The 16,610-nt window shown below is 70.5% G+C and carries 17 protein-coding genes; 15 read left to right on the forward strand and 2 right to left on the reverse strand.

Features of this window, described 5'->3' with window-relative positions:
* Positions 1-17: 17 nt before the first annotated feature.
* The 13 genes from FKD65_RS31700 (at position 18) to FKD65_RS31760 (ending at position 11,695) form a co-directional block, all read left to right on the forward strand.
* Positions 18-1,178 (forward strand): MraY family glycosyltransferase, encoded by a 1,161-nt coding sequence (locus tag FKD65_RS31700; RefSeq protein WP_141581727.1) that lies wholly within the window; start codon positions 18-20, stop codon positions 1,176-1,178.
* A gap of 389 nt (positions 1,179-1,567) precedes the next feature.
* A complete protein-coding gene (locus FKD65_RS31705) occupies positions 1,568-2,038 on the forward strand; it encodes a hypothetical protein (RefSeq protein WP_141581729.1) in 471 nt (156 codons plus the stop codon).
* A gap of 87 nt (positions 2,039-2,125) precedes the next feature.
* A complete protein-coding gene (locus FKD65_RS31710; RefSeq protein WP_141581731.1) occupies positions 2,126-2,350 on the forward strand; it encodes an AtpZ/AtpI family protein in 225 nt (74 codons plus the stop codon).
* A gap of 61 nt (positions 2,351-2,411) precedes the next feature.
* Complete coding sequence (atpB, locus tag FKD65_RS31715) at positions 2,412-3,203, forward strand: F0F1 ATP synthase subunit A (RefSeq protein ID WP_141581733.1); 792 nt, start codon at positions 2,412-2,414, stop codon at positions 3,201-3,203.
* A gap of 103 nt (positions 3,204-3,306) precedes the next feature.
* Positions 3,307-3,540, forward strand: a complete 234-nt coding sequence (gene atpE, locus FKD65_RS31720) for an ATP synthase F0 subunit C (RefSeq protein WP_089310093.1) — start codon at positions 3,307-3,309, stop codon at positions 3,538-3,540.
* A gap of 35 nt (positions 3,541-3,575) precedes the next feature.
* Positions 3,576-4,130, forward strand: coding sequence for a F0F1 ATP synthase subunit B (locus tag FKD65_RS31725; RefSeq protein ID WP_141581735.1), 555 nt, complete (start codon positions 3,576-3,578; stop codon positions 4,128-4,130).
* Positions 4,127-4,948, forward strand: a complete 822-nt coding sequence (locus FKD65_RS31730; RefSeq protein WP_141581737.1) for a F0F1 ATP synthase subunit delta — start codon at positions 4,127-4,129, stop codon at positions 4,946-4,948. The genes FKD65_RS31725 and FKD65_RS31730 overlap by 4 nt, the downstream gene beginning before the upstream one ends.
* A 41-nt stretch (positions 4,949-4,989) precedes the next feature.
* The gene (gene atpA, locus FKD65_RS31735) at positions 4,990-6,624 is read left to right on the forward strand and encodes a F0F1 ATP synthase subunit alpha (protein ID WP_141581739.1); all 1,635 of its coding nucleotides are present in this window, start codon (positions 4,990-4,992) and stop codon (positions 6,622-6,624) included.
* A 5-nt stretch (positions 6,625-6,629) separates the two neighbouring features.
* Positions 6,630-7,526: a F0F1 ATP synthase subunit gamma gene (locus FKD65_RS31740; RefSeq protein ID WP_141581741.1), complete on the forward strand. Its 897-nt coding sequence runs from the start codon at positions 6,630-6,632 to the stop codon at positions 7,524-7,526.
* 7 nt (positions 7,527-7,533) lie between these two features.
* Positions 7,534-8,964: a F0F1 ATP synthase subunit beta gene (atpD, locus tag FKD65_RS31745; RefSeq protein WP_141581743.1), complete on the forward strand. Its 1,431-nt coding sequence runs from the start codon at positions 7,534-7,536 to the stop codon at positions 8,962-8,964.
* 78 nt (positions 8,965-9,042) lie between these two features.
* Positions 9,043-9,429: a F0F1 ATP synthase subunit epsilon gene (locus FKD65_RS31750; RefSeq protein ID WP_141581745.1), complete on the forward strand. Its 387-nt coding sequence runs from the start codon at positions 9,043-9,045 to the stop codon at positions 9,427-9,429.
* Positions 9,430-9,451: 22 nt separating this feature from the next.
* Positions 9,452-9,916, forward strand: coding sequence for a DUF2550 domain-containing protein (locus FKD65_RS31755; RefSeq protein ID WP_141581749.1), 465 nt, complete (start codon positions 9,452-9,454; stop codon positions 9,914-9,916).
* A gap of 129 nt (positions 9,917-10,045) precedes the next feature.
* Complete coding sequence (locus FKD65_RS31760; protein ID WP_240809693.1) at positions 10,046-11,695, forward strand: M28 family peptidase; 1,650 nt, start codon at positions 10,046-10,048, stop codon at positions 11,693-11,695.
* A 25-nt stretch (positions 11,696-11,720) separates the two neighbouring features.
* Here the strand turns inward: FKD65_RS31760 and FKD65_RS31765 are convergent, their stop codons facing one another.
* Positions 11,721-12,653, reverse strand: coding sequence for a DUF4097 family beta strand repeat-containing protein (locus FKD65_RS31765; protein WP_168221255.1), 933 nt, complete (start codon positions 12,651-12,653; stop codon positions 11,721-11,723).
* Positions 12,654-12,814: 161 nt separating this feature from the next.
* Positions 12,815-13,429, reverse strand: a complete 615-nt coding sequence (locus FKD65_RS31770; protein ID WP_141581753.1) for a cob(I)yrinic acid a,c-diamide adenosyltransferase — start codon at positions 13,427-13,429, stop codon at positions 12,815-12,817.
* Between the two features lie 71 nt (positions 13,430-13,500).
* On the opposite strand from FKD65_RS31770, the gene FKD65_RS31775 reads away from it, so the two are divergent.
* A complete protein-coding gene (locus FKD65_RS31775) occupies positions 13,501-15,093 on the forward strand; it encodes a GMC family oxidoreductase (protein ID WP_141581755.1) in 1,593 nt (530 codons plus the stop codon).
* A gap of 429 nt (positions 15,094-15,522) precedes the next feature.
* Entirely contained in the window at positions 15,523-16,602 is a 1,080-nt protein-coding gene (locus FKD65_RS31780) for a DUF6745 domain-containing protein (RefSeq protein WP_141581758.1), read from the forward strand.
* Positions 16,603-16,610: the final 8 nt, after the last annotated feature.

Genomic DNA, 16,610 nt, shown 5'->3' on the forward strand with positions numbered 1-16,610 from the left:
AAGGGAGGCGCAGGAGAGTGCGGGAGTACCTGCTCACGATCCTGGTCGCCGCTCTCGTCGCCTACCTGCTGACCCCGTCGGTGCGCAGGTTCGCCGTCTGGTTCGGCGCGCAGGCCGTCCCGCGCGACCGCGACGTGCACGTGATCCCGACGCCCCGGCTGGGCGGCCTCGCGATGTTCGGCGGGATGGTGGCGGCGCTGGTGGTCGCGACCGGACTGCCCGAGATGCGCAAGGTCCTCGGCGACGGCGGGATCAGCGTCAGCAAGGCGCTGCTGCTGTCGGGCGGGCTGATCGTGCTGATCGGGATCGTCGACGACCGCTGGGAGGTGGACCCGCTCACCAAGTTCGCCGGCCAGGTCGCGGCCGCCGGGATCTTCATCATGCAGGGCATCCAGATCTACGTGATCCCGCTGCCGACCGGCGACTCGCTGTCGCTGCCGCCCGCCTACGGCGTGCCGCTGACCGTCTTCGTCGTCGTCGCGACGATCAACGCGGTGAACTTCATCGACGGGTTGGACGGCCTCGCCGCCGGAGTCGTCGGGATCGCCGCGCTGGCGCTGTTCTCCTACGCCTACCTGCTGTCCAGGACGAACGGGCTGACGACGCTGACCGCCGCGACCCTCGTCGCCGCGGTGCTGTTCGGAATGTGCGCGGGTTTCCTGCCGCACAACTTCAGCCCCGCGAAGATCTTCATGGGGGACACCGGCTCGATGCTGATCGGGCTGCTGCTCAGCGCCTCCACCATCATGCTGACCGGGCAGTTCGACCCGGCCATCCTCACCAACGGGCTGTTCCCGTTCTTCGTCCCGGTGCTGCTCATCCCGGCGGTGGCGGCGGTGCCGTTCATGGACATGCTGCTCGCGGTGTGGCGGCGCACCAACCAGGGCCGGTCACCGTTCTCCCCGGACAAGCAGCACCTGCACCACCGGCTGCTCCAGCTCGGCCACTCCACCCGCCGCGCCGTGCTGATCATGTACTTCTGGGTCGGGCTGCTGGCCTCCGGGCTGGTCGGCCTCGCGCTGTTCGACGCGGCCTGGATCACCCTCGGCGTCACCCTGCTGGTGGCGGTCGCCGGCGTGGTGCTGATGCTCCGCATCCCCGGCCGCCGCAAGTCCGCCCGCGCGAACACCCCGGGCACCGGCGAACAGCCCGCCGACCGCCCGACGCTCCCCGTCTGATCCGCCACCGATCCGACCGGCGGCCCGCCCGGCCCGTTCCCCCGCCCGGGCCCGTTCCCCCCGGCCCCGTTCCCCGTCCGGCCGCCCCCCGTTCGGACGCTCTTCCTCTGGCGTGCTCCCTCTTTTGACATGCTCGTCTCCTGACCTGGCGGTCGGCCTGCTCCCCGTCTGACCTGCGCCTGGGCGGGGGCGCGATCGCCTGCCCGGAGAGCGTGAACGTGTCTGTGCACAGGGCGGGCTCGGCTACAGTCCCTCGTGCGGGTGTTGCGCGGAGTAGTGCCGCGCGCGCGGGATCGCATTACCTCTAGGGTAATTGTGGACATTCCGGACGCTTGTGATACCTTTCACGAACAATCGACGAACACTTACCGTGACCAGCCGGAGCCCTCATGCATACCTCCGACGCCCGGATGCTCCGCGGCGCCGCGATCCCGACGTCGATCGTCGGGGTGGGCGCCGTTGTGATCGGCCTGCTGACCGCCGGCGCCGAGGGCGCCCTCGCGGCCGCACTCGCCTCCGTCGTGGTGATCGCCTTCTTCTCGCTCAGCGCGCTGGTGGTCTCCTGGGCCTCCAGGATGTCGGCGCAGACCATGATGCTGGCCGCCCTCGCCAGCTACGCGGTGAAGATCCTCGCGGTGATGGTGCTGGTCACGGCCATCGACGGTGTGTCGATCTTCGATACCCAGGTCTTCGGCTGGACGGTCATCGGGCTCGCGCTGCTCTGGATCGGAGCCGAGTTCCGAGTCGTCCTGCAGCGGAGGCCCTACATTGACGACCCCGAGAGCACTGGTGCCCCCGAGAGCACCGGCACCCCCGAGAGCACCGGCACCTCCGAGAACGCCCTGGACCGGAGTCCGTGATGAAGCGCCCGCGGACGGTGCCTGCCCTCGTGATGGACTACTCCAATATGACCACCGCAGGCATGGCCTGCTATCGTCCGGAGCGCGATGAGCGAGCAGAAACGCCGACCGGAGGACGGTCAGCGGGAATTCGCCGACGCCGCCTGGTCCGTGCCCAGCTACCTCCTCTCCGGGATGCTCATCTGGGGCGGTCTCGGGTGGCTGCTGTCCAAGTGGACGCACCAGACCTGGCTGGTCCCGATCGGCCTGGTCGTCGGCGTCGTGCTCGCCGTCTACCTGGTCTACGTGAAGTTCGGTCGCCACTCCTCCTGAGCGGCCCCGCCGCCGAGGAAGCCTTCGTGAAACATCACCACATTGATGAAGGGAACGCCGCGTGAACGCGCTGACGGTCCTCGCCTCCGGCGGAGATGAGTTCCAGGCCCCCGGGCCGGAGCTGTTCGACTTCCCGCCCCTGTTCGCCGGCGGCCCCGCGTGGCTCACCAAGCCCGTCGTCTTCGCGGTCGTCGGGTCGCTGCTGGTCTGCGTCTTCTTCTGGAGCGCCTTCGCCAAGCCGAAGCTCGTGCCGCGGGGCGTGCAGAACCTCGGCGAGCTCGGCTACATCTTCGTGCGGGACGAGATCGCCCGTCCGTTCCTCGGCAAGAAGACCGACCAGTGGATGCCGCTGCTGATGTCGATGTTCTTCCTGATCTGGATCTGGAACATCTTCGCGGTCGTCCCGATCATCCAGTTCCCGATCGCCTCGCACATCGCGTTCCCGATCGTGCTGGCGCTCTTCGTCTACATCCTCAAGGTCTACCTCGGCCTGCGGCACCAGGGGATCCGGTACTTCACCAACATGATCCCCCGCGGCCTGCCGCTGCCCGTGTACTTCCTGCTGGTGCCGATCGAGTACCTGTCGACCTTCGTCCTGGCCCCGTTCACCCACGCGGTGCGGCTCTTCGCCAACATGTTCGCGGGCCACACGATCCTGGCGTTCTTCAGCCTGGTGGGCTTCTGGTTCCTGTTCGAGAAGCCCACGGTCGCCGGGTTCGGCGTCGGCATCATCGGCGTGATCGTCACCATCGCGATGACGGCGCTGGAGCTGCTGATCCAGTTCCTGCAGGCGTTCCTGTTCACCATGCTGGCCGCCATGTACATCCAGAGCGGCCTGGAAGCCGACCACTGAGACCGCGGGGCACGCGACGCCCCCCGGCTCCGCGGACCCCATCGGACAACCTCGTAAGCCAGACCGGCGGATCTTCCGCCGGCCGACAGAAAAGGGAAAGAACATGGGAGACCTCGCTGCCCTCAGCGGTAACGTCACCTCGATCGGTTACGGCCTCGCGGCGATCGGCCCGGGCATCGGCGTCGGCATCATCTTCGGCCAGGGCGTGAACGCGATCGCCCGCCAGCCCGAGCTGACCGGTGTCATCCGGACCAACATGCTGCTGGGCTTCGTCCTTACCGAGGCGCTCGCCCTGATCGGCCTGGTCGCGCCGTTCATCTTCCAGGGCATCAAGTAGTAGCCATCCGAACCTGAGGAAGGGCTGCAGACGTGATGACAGCAGCTTCCGTCCTGGCGGCGGAGAGCAACAACCCTCTCATACCGCACCCGTTCGAGCTGGTCGTCGGCATCTTCTCGTTCCTGGTCGTCCTGATCGTCCTCGGCAAGATCCTCACGCCGCGCATCCAGCAGACGCTGGAGGAGCGGACGCAGGCGATCGAGGGCGGCCTGGAGCGGGCCGAGCAGGCCCAGAAAGAGGCCCAGCAGGTCCTCGAGCAGTACAAGGCCCAGCAGAAGGCGGCCGCGGTCGAGGCGTCCAACGAGCGACGCAAGGCCGAGGAGCAGGGCGCGCAGATCATCGCCCAGGCCAAGGAGCAGGCCCAGGTCGAGGCGCGCCGCATCGTCGAGAACGCCAAGGCGCAGATCGAGGCCGAGCGGCAGCAGGCGCTGCAGTCGCTGCGCGCCGAGATCGGGGCCATGTCGGTCGAGCTGGCCGGACGCGTCGTGGGCGAGTCCCTCGAGGACAGCGCGCGGCAGAGCCGGGTCGTCGACCGGTTCCTCGAGGAACTCGAGGAACGCGCTCGCACCCAGGAGCAGATCACATCATGACCATCACGGGAGCGGTGAGCAGGGCGTCGCTGGCCGAGGCCAAGGAGCGGCTGGAGACGGTGATCCCCTCCGCCGACCTGGCGCGGCTCGGCGGCGACCTGTTCGCGGTGCTGCACCTGATCGACCGCGAGCACGGACTGCGGCGGGCGGTCTCCGACCCGGCGCGGGCCGGTGCCGAGAAGGCGCAGCTCGTCCAGATCCTGCTGGAGGGCAAGGTGTCGCCGGCCGCTCTCGGGCTGGTCGCCGACGTCGTCCGGCTGCGCTGGTCGAAGCCGTCGGAGCTGTCGGACGCGGTGGAGATCCTCGCGGTCACCGCCGAGTCCGCCCGCGCCGAGGCGGAGGGGCGGATCGACGACCTGGAGGACGAGCTGTTCCGGTTCTCCAGGGTCGTCGAGGGGGAGCCGGACCTGCGCGGCGGCCTCACGAACCCCGGCCTGCCGGACGAGAACAAGCTCGGCCTGGTCAACGCGCTGGTGGAGGGCAAGGTCACCGATGCGACGCTGACCCTGGTCACCGAACTGGTGCTCCGACCGCGAGGACGTAGCCTGGAAGGTGGGCTCGCCGAGTACGGCAGGCTCGTCGCCCAGCGCCGGCAGCGGCTGGTGGCGCTGGTCCGCACGCCGGCCCCGCTGTCGGCGGAGCAGCGGACGCGGCTCGCCGCGGTGCTGGCCGCCGCCTACGGGCACGAAGTACACCTGAACATCGAGCTCGACCCGGGCGCGATCGGCGGAGTGTCGATCCAGATCGGGGACGAGATCATCGACGGCACGATCGCCGGACGGCTGGACGACGTCCGCCGGCGGCTCGGCACCGGCTGACCCGCCGGCAAGCTGACCCCATAGGGAGCAAGAGAGGAATCATGGCGGAGCTGACGATCCGTCCGGATGAGATCCGGAACGCGCTGGAGCGCTTCGTCCAGTCGTACGAGCCCGAGGCCGCCGCGCGCGAAGAGGTCGGCACCGTCGTCGATTCCGGCGACGGTATCGCCCACGTCGAGGGCCTGCCCTCCGCGATGGCGAACGAACTCCTTGAGTTCGAGGACGGTACCCGTGGCCTGGCTCTGAACCTGGACGTGCGTGAGATCGGCGCCGTTGTCCTGGGTGACTTCAGCAAGATCGAAGAGGGCCAGAAGGTCCGCCGGACCGGCGAGGTCCTCTCGGTCCCCGTCGGCGACGGCTTCCTTGGCCGCGTCGTGGACGCGCTGGGCAACCCCCTGGACGGCAAGGGCCCGATCGAGACGACCGAGCGCCGCGCGCTCGAGCTGCAGGCCCCCACGGTCGTGCAGCGTCAGTCGGTGGGCGAGCCGCTGCAGACCGGCATCAAGGCCATCGACGCGATGACGCCGATCGGCCGCGGCCAGCGACAGCTGATCATCGGTGACCGGCAGACCGGCAAGACGACGGTCTGCGTGGACACCATCATCAACCAGAAGGAGAACTGGGAGTCCGGCGACGAGAAGAGGCAGGTCCGCTGCATCTACGTCGCGATCGGCCAGAAGGGCTCCACGATCGCCAACGTCCGCCGCTCCCTGGAGGAGGCCGGCGCGCTGGAGTACACCACGATCGTGGCGGCTCCCGCCTCCGAGCCCGCGGGCTACAAGTACATCGCCCCCTACACCGGGTCCGCGATCGGGCAGCACTGGATGTACCAGGGCAAGCACGTCCTGATCATCTTCGACGACCTGTCCAAGCAGGCCGAGGCCTACCGCGCGGTGTCGCTGCTGCTGCGCCGCCCGCCGGGCCGCGAGGCCTACCCCGGTGACGTCTTCTACCTGCACTCGCGCCTGCTGGAGCGCTGCGCGAAGCTGTCGGACGACATGGGCGGCGGCTCGATGACGGGCCTGCCGATCATCGAGACCAAGGGCAGCGACGTGTCGGCCTACATCCCGACGAACGTCATCTCGATCACCGACGGGCAGTGCTTCCTGGAGACGGACCTGTTCAACCAGGGCGTCCGGCCGGCGATCAACGTCGGTATCTCGGTGTCCCGGGTCGGCGGCGACGCGCAGATCAAGGCGATGAAGACCGTCGCCGGAACGCTGCGCCTGGCGCTGTCGCAGTACCGCGACCTGGAGGCGTTCGCCGCGTTCGCGTCCGACCTGGACGCCGCGTCGCGCGCGCAGCTGGCGCGCGGCGCCCGGCTGGTCGAGCTGCTGAAGCAGCCGCAGGGCAGCCCGTTCCCGGTCGAGCAGGAGGTCGTGTCCGTGTGGGCGGGCACCTCCGGTGAGCTGGACGACGTCCCGGTGGCCGACATCCGCCGCTTCGAGCGCGAGTTCCTCGACTACGTCGAGCGCGAGGAGAGCGGCTTGCTGACCTCCATCCGCGAGACCGGCAAGCTCTCCGACGACGGCCTCACCCGCCTCAAGAGCGTCATCACCGAGTTCAAGCGGGGCTTCCAGACCGGCGAGGGCGAGCTGCTCGCTGAGGAGCACGTCGAGGCCATCGACGAAGAGGACGTCAAGCAGGAGACGATCACCCGCGTCAAGAAGGGCTGACGGCCATGGCCGCACAGCTACGTCAACTCCGGCAGAAGATCAAGACGGTCAAGTCGACCGCCAAGATCACTCGTGCCCAGGAGATGATCGCCACGTCGCGGATCGTCAAGGCCCAGCAGGCGGTGGCGGCCTCCAAGCCGTACGCCGACCAGATCACGCAGGCCCTGACCGCGCTGGTGAGCCACCACGTCGGGATCGACCACCCGCTGCTGGAGGAGCAGCCGACCGACAACCGCAGCGCCGTGCTGGTCATCACCAGTGACCGCGGTTTCTGCGGCGCCTACAACGCCAACGTGATCCGCGAGGCGGAATCGCTGATCAAGGCGCTGCGGGACGAGGGCCGCGAGCCGGTTCCCTACGTCGTCGGCAACAAGGCCATCACCTGGTACCGGTTCCGGGACCGGGACGTCGCCGGGTCCTGGAGCGGGTTCAGCGACCGCCCCCACTTCGGCAACGCCGAGGAGATCGGGCGGCGGCTGGCCGAGGACTTCCTCAAGACCGACGCCGAGGGCGGGGTCGGGGAGATCCACGTGGTCTACACCGAGTTCGTCTCGATGCTGACCCAGACCGTCCGGGTCGCCCGGCTGATGCCGCTGGAGATCGAGGAGGCCGAGGCCTCCAAGGTCCCGCCGGCGTACGAGTTCGAGCCGTCCGCCCAGGCCGCGCTCGACCTGCTCCTGCCGAACTACATCGAGAGCCGCATCTTCCACATGCTGCTGCAGTCGGCGGCGTCCTTCCAGGCGTCGGTCCGGCGGGCCATGAAGTCGGCGACCGACAATGCCAACGAACTGCTCGGGGTCTACACGCGCCAGATGAACCAGGCGCGGCAGGCCGCGATCACCCAGGAAATCAGCGAGATCGTCGGTGGCGCTGACGCGCTCGCCGATTCTGGCGGGGAGTGAGAAGGGTATGACTGCTCAGGTAGAGACGGCGACCGCGACCGGGCGCGTCGCCCGTGTCATCGGCCCGGTCGTCGACGTGGAGTTCCCCGCCGACGCCATCCCGGACATCTACAACGCGCTCAACGCCCAGGTCACCCTGGGCGGCGAGTCGAAGACCCTGACGTTCGAGGTCGCGCAGCACCTCGGCGACAACATGGTCCGGGCCATCTCCATGCAGCCGACGGACGGCCTCGTCCGCGGCGCTCCGGTCTTCGACTCCGGCGAGTCGATCATGGTGCCGGTCGGCGACATCACCAAGGGCCACGTGTGGAACGCCCTCGGCGACGCGCTGGACGTCCCGACCGCCTCGCTGGAGGTCAACGAGCGGTGGGGCATCCACCGCTCCGCCCCGGCGTTCGACCAGCTCGAGTCGAAGACCGAGATGCTGGAGACCGGCATCAAGGTCATCGACCTGCTGTGCCCGTACGTCAAGGGCGGCAAGATCGGCCTGTTCGGCGGCGCGGGTGTGGGCAAGACCGTCCTCATCCAGGAGATGATCCGCCGTGTCGCCCGCAACTTCGGCGGCACCTCGGTGTTCGCCGGGGTCGGCGAGCGCACCCGTGAGGGCAACGACCTCTGGGTGGAGATGGCCGAGGCGGACGTCCTCAAGGACACCGCGATGGTGTTCGGCCAGATGGACGAGCCGCCGGGCACCCGGCTGCGGGTGGCGCTGTCCGCGCTGACGATGGCGGAGTACTTCCGCGACGTCCAGAACCAGGACGTGCTGCTGTTCATCGACAACATCTTCCGGTTCACGCAGGCCGGCTCGGAGGTCTCCACGCTGCTCGGGCGCATGCCGTCCGCGGTGGGGTACCAGCCGACGCTGGCCGACGAGATGGGCGTGCTCCAGGAGCGGATCACCTCGACGCGCGGTAACTCGATCACCTCGATGCAGGCGATCTACGTTCCCGCCGACGACATCACCGACCCGGCGCCGCACACCACGTTCGCGCACCTGGACGCCACCACGACGCTGTCGCGGAGCATCTCCGAGAAGGGGATCTTCCCGGCGGTGGACCCGCTCGACTCCACCTCGCGGATCATGGACCCGCAGATCCTGGGGAACGAGCACTACGAGGTGGCCCAGGAAGTGATCCGGATCCTGCAGAAGTACAAGGAGCTGCAGGACATCATCGCGATCCTCGGTATCGACGAGCTCTCCGAAGAGGACAAGGTCACCGTCCAGCGGGCGCGGCGCATCGAGCGCTTCCTGTCGCACCCGATGTACGTGGCCGAGCAGTTCACCGGCCAGCCCGGTGAGACGGTGCCGAAGGACGAGACGATCGCCTCGTTCAAGGCGCTCTCGGAGGGCAAGTACGACCATCTCCCCGAGCAGGCGTTCTTCATGTGCGGCGGCATCGAGGATGTCGAGAAGAAGGCCAAGGAGCTGGAGAAGTAGTCCGCTCCGGCGGGCCGCCCCAGGGCCTCGCGCCCGGGGCGGCCGGCCGGAACCGCTCCAGTAGTCGGAGGGAAAGACGTGGCAACCCTGAAGGTCGGGCTGGTCTCGCCGGAGCGCGAGATCTGGTCCGGCGAGGCCAAGATGGTGGTCGCGCAGACCATCGAGGGCTCGCTCGGCATCCTGCCGGGGCACGCCCCGGTGCTGGGCGTCCTCCTCGACGGCAGCGTGGTGAAGATCGAGCCCGCGGACGGCGGTGCGCCGGTCCTGGCGGCGGTCGGCAGCGGGTTCTTCTCCGTCGCGGCCAACGAGGTCTCGGTGCTGGCCGAGCAGGTCGAGCGGGACGAAGAGATCGACGTGGACGAGGCCAAGCGGGCGCTCGACGCGGCCCTGGCCGCCGAGGGCGAGGACGCGACGCCGGAGCGGCGGGCCAGGGCGCGGCTGCGCGCGGCGGGCGTCGAGGCCTGAGGTTCGGCGGACGGCGGGGGACTTGGGCGAGCACCTGGCACTGGACGTCGGCGGGGTGCTCGCCGCGCTCGTCCTGGTGGCGGCGCTGCTGTTCGTCTCCATGGCGGTGCGCCGCTGGCTCTTCACGCGCGGCGGCGGCACCGTGGAGTGCAGCCTGCGCGAACTCCCCCGGGAGGGCGGAGCCCCCGGAGTCTGGAGGCTCGGCATCGGCCGCTACAAGGGCGATGTCCTGCACTGGCACCGCGTGTTCGGTTTCCGCAGACGGCCCCGGCAGGTGATCCACCGCCGGGGCCTCGTCGTGTCCAACCGGCGCGTCCCGGAACGGGATGAGGCCGAGGGCCTGCTCCCGGACGTGAGCGTGATCGAGGTCAGGAACGGCGAGCTGGCGGTCGAACTGGCGATGGGCGCGGCGGCCCTGACGGGCTTCCTGGCCTGGCTGGAGGCGGCCCCACCCGGCTTCCCGGTGGACCTGCCCTCCCCGGAATGAGCAGGTCTGGAACGGGCTGGTAAGGCGCCGGTACTGAAACGGCATTTCCGGGCGGTCGCTGCTTGAGGCGGCCGGAGCGCGGGGTGAAGATCACGCTGGTCCGCTCCCTTCTCCGCCGCTGGAGTGCACGTGCGCAAGCTCCTGACCGGCCGCAGGCTCCTCATGAGCCGCGGGCTCATCGTGGGCACGGCCGTGGCACTGCCCGCCGCGTTCCTGACCACCGCGTTCCTGCCCGCCGTGTCCGTGCCCACCGGGTCGGCGTCCACCGAGTCGGCGTCCACCGCGTCGATGTCCACCGCGTCGGCGGCCGCCGCGTTCAGGCCGGGGGATCTGCACCTGGCCGGGGCCGCGGAGGCGGGGCCGGACCTCGCCGCGCTGGTGACGTTGAAGGACATCAAGGCGCACCTGACCGCGTTCCAGAAGATCGCCGACAGCAACGGAGGCGACCGCGCGGCGGGCGGTACCGGCTACAAGATGTCGGTCCGCTACGTCACCGGACGGCTGAGGAAGGCCGGACTGGTCCCGTTGGTGCAGAAGTTCACCTTCCCGTACTGGCGTGAACGGACGCACGCCGCGTTCGCGCGGATGGCGCCGTCCAAGGAGTCCTACAAGCGGGAGGTCGACTTCGTCACGCTGGCGTTCTCCGGGTCCGGGGACGTGACGGCGCCGGTGACGGCCGTGGACATCCCTGCCAAGGGTGAGGGGACGAGCGGCTGCGAGGCCGGCGACTTCAAGGGCTTCACTAGGGGCTCGATCGCGCTGATCCAGCGGGGGACCTGCACGTTCGCGGCCAAGGCGGCGAAGGCGCGGGCGGCCGGCGCGTCCGCCGTGGTGATCTTCAACAAGCCGGGGGAGAAGGGGCCGGTGGAGGGCACGCTGTCCAAGCCGACCGCGTTCCCGGTCATCGGACCGTCCCACAAGGTGGGCGCGAGCCTGGTGAAGGCGGCACGGAAGGGCGGCCTCAGGCTGCGGGTGAAGACCGACACCGCGCACGGGAGGCGTTCGTCGGAGAACGTCATCGCCGACACCCCGGGCGGGCGGGCCGACAACGTCGTGCTCGCCGGCGCCCATCTGGACAGCGTCCCCGACGGTCCGGGGATCAACGACAACGGCACCGGCGCCGCCACCCTCCTCGCCGTCGCCGGAAAGATCGACAAGCTCGGTGGGGCGGGGCTTCGCAACCGGGTGCGTTTCGCGTTCTGGGGCGCCGAGGAGGAGGGCCTGCGAGGCTCCGCGCACTACGTCCGCTCCCTGCCCGCCGCCCAGCGCGAGCGGATCGCCCTGAACCTGAACTTCGACATGCTCGGTTCGCCGAACGGCAGGCGGGGCGTCTACGACGGCGACCACTCCACCGGGACGGGCACGGCGGCGCCCGCCGGCTCGGGGGCGATCGAGTCGCTGTTCCGCCAGTACTTCGAGGGCCGTCGCCTGCCGGTGGCCGAGAGCCAGTTCAACGGGCGCTCCGACTACGGCCCGTTCATCGAGCGGGGCATCCCGGCGGGCGGGATCGACACCGGCGCGGAGGAGTTGAAGACCGCCGCCGAGGCCAAGGTGTTCGGCGGCAAGGCCGGCAAGGCGTACGACCCGTGCTACCACGCCAAGTGCGACCGGCTGAAGAACGTCGACCTCAAGCTGCTGGACGGCAACGCCGACGGCGTCGCGCACGTCCTGCAGCACCTCGCGCGGACGACGTCCGCGGTCAACGGGGGCTCCCGTTTCGACCGGTCCCAGGACCCGTCCTACGACCCGCTGCGGCAGGGCCCGTACCTGCTCAGATAGAGCGGCCCCGGTTCGGGGGGCCCTGTCAGCCCGGCGTCACCGAGATGGCACCGTCGCGGGTGGTGAGCTTGATGCGCCGTGCGGACTGCGAGTCCTGGTGGATGCCCGGGTCGATCCGCTTGTCGCCGTCGGCGGACAGGTCGAGGGCGTAGGCCTCCCCGGCCGGGAGGCGCAGCCGGACCGAGCCGCTGCCGGAGACGGCCTGGACGTTCGAGGGCGGCGCGTCCAGCCGCATCGTGAGGTGGCCGTCGTTCGTCCTGGCGATGATCCGGTCGGCGGTGAGCCCGTCCAGGGTGATCGAGCCGCTGCCGGTGCCGAGGTCGGTGACGGCGGCGCGCCCGCTCACCGTGATGCGGCCGTCGGAGGTGCGGGCCTTCAGCCGGTCGGCGGTGAGGCCCCTGGCGGTGACGGAGCCGCTTCCGCTGTGCAGGTCGGCGGTGGCCGCGCGGCCCGTCACGCGCAGCGAGCCGTCGTCGGAGGTGATCGACAGCGTCGACGCGCGCAGGTCCGTCGCGCTGACCGAGCCGCTGCCGGTGCGCAGCCGCACCGCCGCGCCGAGCCCGGAGACCTCGATCGTCCCGTCCCGGCTGTCGATCTCGACGGGGGCGTCGCGCGGGACCCGGACGCGGTAGGAGGTCCCGCAGGAGCCGAACCCGATCGCGTTCGTGCCGCAGGAGGACGAGAGCGCCAGTGTGGAGCCCTCGGCGGCGTGCCGGGCCTTCGGCTTGTTCTTGTCGTTGCTCCAGTGCAGCTGCTCGGTCACCCTGATGCCGGGGGAGTCGGAGGCGGTGACCTCGATCCGCCCCCCGTTCGTGGTGATCTTCAGGCCGGTGGTCCCCGCGGGCGCGGTGTAGGTGCGGTCCTCATGGTGCCGGCCGACGCTCACGTTGCCGCAGCCGGCCAGCGCCGCCGCGGTGACGGCACCGACCGCGGCGGCGGTGGCTGTCAGGGTCCTCACGTGCTCTCTCCCCGCTGTCGGCGTGCGCCCGTACGGTGCAAGCCTCCTCCAGACGCCGCGGGCGTCGCCAGGAGGGGAGCCGGTCAACGGGGGGTGGGGTTAGCCCCACCCCCTCAGCGCCCCAGGGCACCCGCCCCGGGGAACCTCAGGAACGTCGTGCCTCAGCGCTCCCCGCCGGGCTTCCAGAGGACGTCGCCGTGCTCGGCGTTGGCGACGCGGCAGAGGATGAACAGCAGGTCCGACAGCCGGTTGAGGTACTTGGCCGCCAGCGGGTTCACGCCGCCCTCGGTCGCGGAGCCGGCGGAGCCGTGGGCCTCGATCGCCGCCCAGGCGGAGCGCTCGGCGCGGCGGGTCACCGTCCGGGCGACGTGCAGGAGTGCGGCGCCGGGCGTCCCGCCGGGCAGTATGAAGCTGCGCAGCGCCGGAAGCTCGGCGTTGTGCTCGTCGCAGGCCGCTTCCAGCCGCTCGATGTAGGACGGCTCGATGCGCAGCGGCGGGTACTCCGGGTCGGGGACGACGGGCGCGCACAGGTCGGCGCCCACGTCGAACAGGTCGTTCTGGACGAGGGTCAGCAGCGTGACCAGGGGCTCGGGCAGCGATCCGAGCGCGAGCGCCGTGCCGATCGCGGCGTTGGCCTCCTCCACGTCGGCGTACGCGGCGAGGCGCGGGTCGGTCTTGGACGTGCGGGACGCGTCGCCGAGCGCCGTCGTGCCCTCGTCCCCGGTACGGGTGTAGATCCGGGAGAGCACGACGGGATTGTCCCTGTTCTTCGCCATGAGCAGCAGCCTAGCCCTGCCGCTGGTAGAAGCTCGTTCGGTAGGGTCTTGGAAAGACCCCGGAGGCCGCCGTGTACGACTACATCATCGTGGGAGCGGGCAGCGCGGGCTGCGTCCTCGCCGCCCGACTGACCGAGGACCCCTCCGTGAAGGTCCTGCTGCTGGAGGCGGGCCCGCCCGACGACGCCCCGGAGATCCACATCCCGGCCGCCGTGGCCGCGCTGATCAAGGGGCCGTACGACTGGGACTACGAGACCGTCCCGCAGGAGCACGCGGCGGGCCGCAGCGTGTACTGGCCGCGCGGGCGCACGCTCGGCGGCAGCTCGTCCACCAACGCGATGATCTACATTCGCGGGGCCCGCCACGACTACGACACCTGGCGCGACTCCTACGGCTGCGACGGCTGGGGCTATGAGGACCTGCTGCCCTACTTCCGCCGCGCCGAGGACCAGCAGCGCGGCGACCTGCCCTACCACGGCGTCGGCGGCCCGCTGCGCGTCGAGGACCTGCGCTACAAGCACCCGCTGACCCGGGCGTGGGTGCAGTCGGCCAAGGCCTACGGCCTCGCCGCGAACAACGACTTCAACGGCCCGGGCCAGGACGGCGTCGGCTTCTACCAGGTCACCCACAAGCGCGGGCGCCGCTGGTCGACGGCCGCCGGCTACCTGCACCCGATCGAGTTCCGCCCGAACCTGACGGTCGTGACAGACGCCCTCGCCACCCGCGTCGTGATCGAGGACGGCCGCGCCACCGGCGTCCGCTACGAGGCGCGGGGCGAGACGATGTCGGCCCGCGCCGAGGCCGAGGTGATCCTGTCCGGCGGCGCGGTGAACAGCCCGCAGCTGCTCATGCTCTCGGGCGTCGGCCCCGCCGACCACCTGCGGTCGCTCGGCATCGACGTCCTGGTCGACTCCCCGGTGGGGCAGCGCCTCCAGGACCACCCCTTCGTGAACGTCATGTTCGCCACGCCCCGCACCAAGCCCCTCTGGGAGCTCGCGAACGCGCGTTCCTTCGCCCTCTACCAGGCCCTGGCCCGGGGCCCCTACGCCTCCAACGTCGCCGAGGCCGGGGGGTTCGTCCGCACGGTGGAAGGCCTGCCCGCCCCCGACCTGCAGTACCACGTCCTGCCGACGCCCTTCGTCAACCAGGGCCTCACCGAGTCGTCCGAGCGCCTGCTGTCGGTCATGGTCACCGCGGTGGCGATCGAGAGCCGCGGCGCGCTCACCCTGCGCTCGGCCGGCCCGCACGCCAAGCCGCTGATCGATCCCGCCTACCTCGCCGACAAGGCCGACCTGGACATCCTGGTCGCCGGCGTCCGGCAGGCCCGCGAGATCGCCTCCACCGGGCCGCTGGCATCGCTGATCGGCGGCGAGTGGGCGCCCGGCGAGCAGGTCGACTCGGACGAGGCCATCGTCGAGTACGTCCGCCGCGAGGCCGCGACGCTGTTCCACCCCACCAGCACGTGCGCGATGGGCGGGGACGACTCCGTCTGCGACACCGACCTGCGCGTCCGCGGCGTCGAGGGCCTCCGCGTGGTGGACGCCTCCGTCATGCCGGCCGTCCCGAGGGGCAACACCAACGCCCCGACGATCGCGATAGCCGAGCGCGCCGCCGACCTGATCCGGGGCCGCGCCCCCCTCGAACCCGCCGGCGCCCCGAAATGAGGAACGCCCCCGTCGTTTCCGACGGGGGCGTGGCCGCTGGGACGCAGGCTGCGGGGCTCACCGCTTGAGCGCCTTCGCCAGGCGCGCGCGCCGGCTGTTCTTCGCCTCCTGCCGCAGCGTCCGTACCCGGTCCTCGATGACGACCTTCATGAACTCCTGGCTGAACATTCCGCTTCTCCTTGTTCCCGCCGGTCCCTCTTGGCCCGACATGTACAAGGTTCGCCCTAAGGCCCCACCTCCTACATCGGGACGAAGCCTTATCTAGGCATGCCTAGGCCGCCTTAGGTCGCTCCGCCGAGCCGGCCGGGCCGGTAAGCCGTAGAGGGGCCTGAGTTGTGTCAGGCGGGAGGCGGGGTGTGGACAGGCGGGGGCGGGATGTGTCACGATCCGGGCCATGATCAATGAAAGGGGCGGCGCCGCCCTCATCCGGTGAGCGTCGACGTGCAGCGGGAAGCTGCCGCCGTACGCGCGGAGTGGCTCGGGCATCTGCTCTCCACCGCGCCCGCCGACCGTCCGGCCGCCGAGGCCGCCATCTGCGAGCTCTACCGCCTGATCGGGCTCGATCCACCCCGTTTCCACTGGGTGCCGTCGCCGCTGGCGGCCCTGGAGACCGTCCCGCCGGGCTTCCGGCCCCACCCGTCCGAGCGTGCGGACCGCCTGTCCGGCTGGCCGCTTCCGGTGCGTTTCCGCAGGCTGATCGACGGACTGGCCGACCGGCTTGACAGCTCGGTCATGCGGCGCTCGCGCACGCTGGACCCGATGATCCGGCAGCTGGTCCGGATGCCGATCATCGACTCGGCCCGGAGCACGCTGCGCCGGGTGATCCGGTCGCAGCATGACGCGTACGAGCCGGGCTACGCCTGGCACGAGGCCCTGTGCCCGTCCTGGAGCGCCCACTACGACGCGGTTCGACGGATGTCCGACGTGGTCTTCACACCCGATCAGAACAGCCTGCTCGACCTGTGGGCGATGCTGGCCCGGTCCTGCGGCTGGTGGTTGCCGCGCGAGGAGGTCTGCGTCGTGTCCGAGCGGCCCGTCGAGATCCACACCGAGGTCTGGGGCGACGTGGGGCAGGTGCGCCTGCACCGTCCCGACGGCCCCGCGCTCCGGTACGCCGACGGGTGGGGCGTGCACGCCTGGCACGGCACGAAGGTGCCGGCCTGGGTGGTGGACGACCCGAGCGTCGAGCGGATCGAGCAGGAGGCCAACATCGAGGTCCGGCGGTGCGCGATCGAGCACATCGGCTGGGGCGACTACATCGACCGCGCCGGACTGCGGCTCGTGGCCGCGGCGCCGGACCCCGGCAACCCCGGCTCGGAGCTGCGGCTCTACGACCTGCGCGAGCAGACCAGGGTGCTGCTCGCCGTGAACGGATCCGTCGAGCGCGACGGGCACCGCCGCCGTTACGGGTTGACGGTCCCGGGAGCCCTCGCGGACCCGGTCGCCGCCGCCGGATGGACCTACGGGCTGTCCGCCGAGCAGTACTCCCGACTCGTCCGCCGAACCTGAAGGTGATC

The sequence above is a fragment of the Actinomadura sp. WMMA1423 genome, assembly GCF_006547145.1.
In the GTDB taxonomy this organism is placed as follows: domain Bacteria; phylum Actinomycetota; class Actinomycetes; order Streptosporangiales; family Streptosporangiaceae; genus Spirillospora.

Bases quoted from the DNA above. Each gene is read 5' to 3' on its own strand.
- FKD65_RS31705 (WP_141581729.1), top strand. From the start codon at position 1,568: ATGCATACCTCCGACGCCCGGATGCTCCGCGGCGCCGCGATCCCGACG.
- FKD65_RS31710 (WP_141581731.1), top strand. From the start codon at position 2,126: ATGAGCGAGCAGAAACGCCGACCGGAGGACGGTCAGCGGGAATTCGCC.
- atpE (WP_089310093.1), top strand. From the start codon at position 3,307: ATGGGAGACCTCGCTGCCCTCAGCGGTAACGTCACCTCGATCGGTTAC.
- FKD65_RS31725 (WP_141581735.1), top strand. From the start codon at position 3,576: ATGACAGCAGCTTCCGTCCTGGCGGCGGAGAGCAACAACCCTCTCATA.
- FKD65_RS31730 (WP_141581737.1), top strand. From the start codon at position 4,127: ATGACCATCACGGGAGCGGTGAGCAGGGCGTCGCTGGCCGAGGCCAAG.
- atpA (WP_141581739.1), top strand. From the start codon at position 4,990: ATGGCGGAGCTGACGATCCGTCCGGATGAGATCCGGAACGCGCTGGAG.
- FKD65_RS31740 (WP_141581741.1), top strand. From the start codon at position 6,630: ATGGCCGCACAGCTACGTCAACTCCGGCAGAAGATCAAGACGGTCAAG.
- atpD (WP_141581743.1), top strand. From the start codon at position 7,534: ATGACTGCTCAGGTAGAGACGGCGACCGCGACCGGGCGCGTCGCCCGT.
- FKD65_RS31770 (WP_141581753.1), bottom strand. From the start codon at position 13,429: ATGGCGAAGAACAGGGACAATCCCGTCGTGCTCTCCCGGATCTACACC.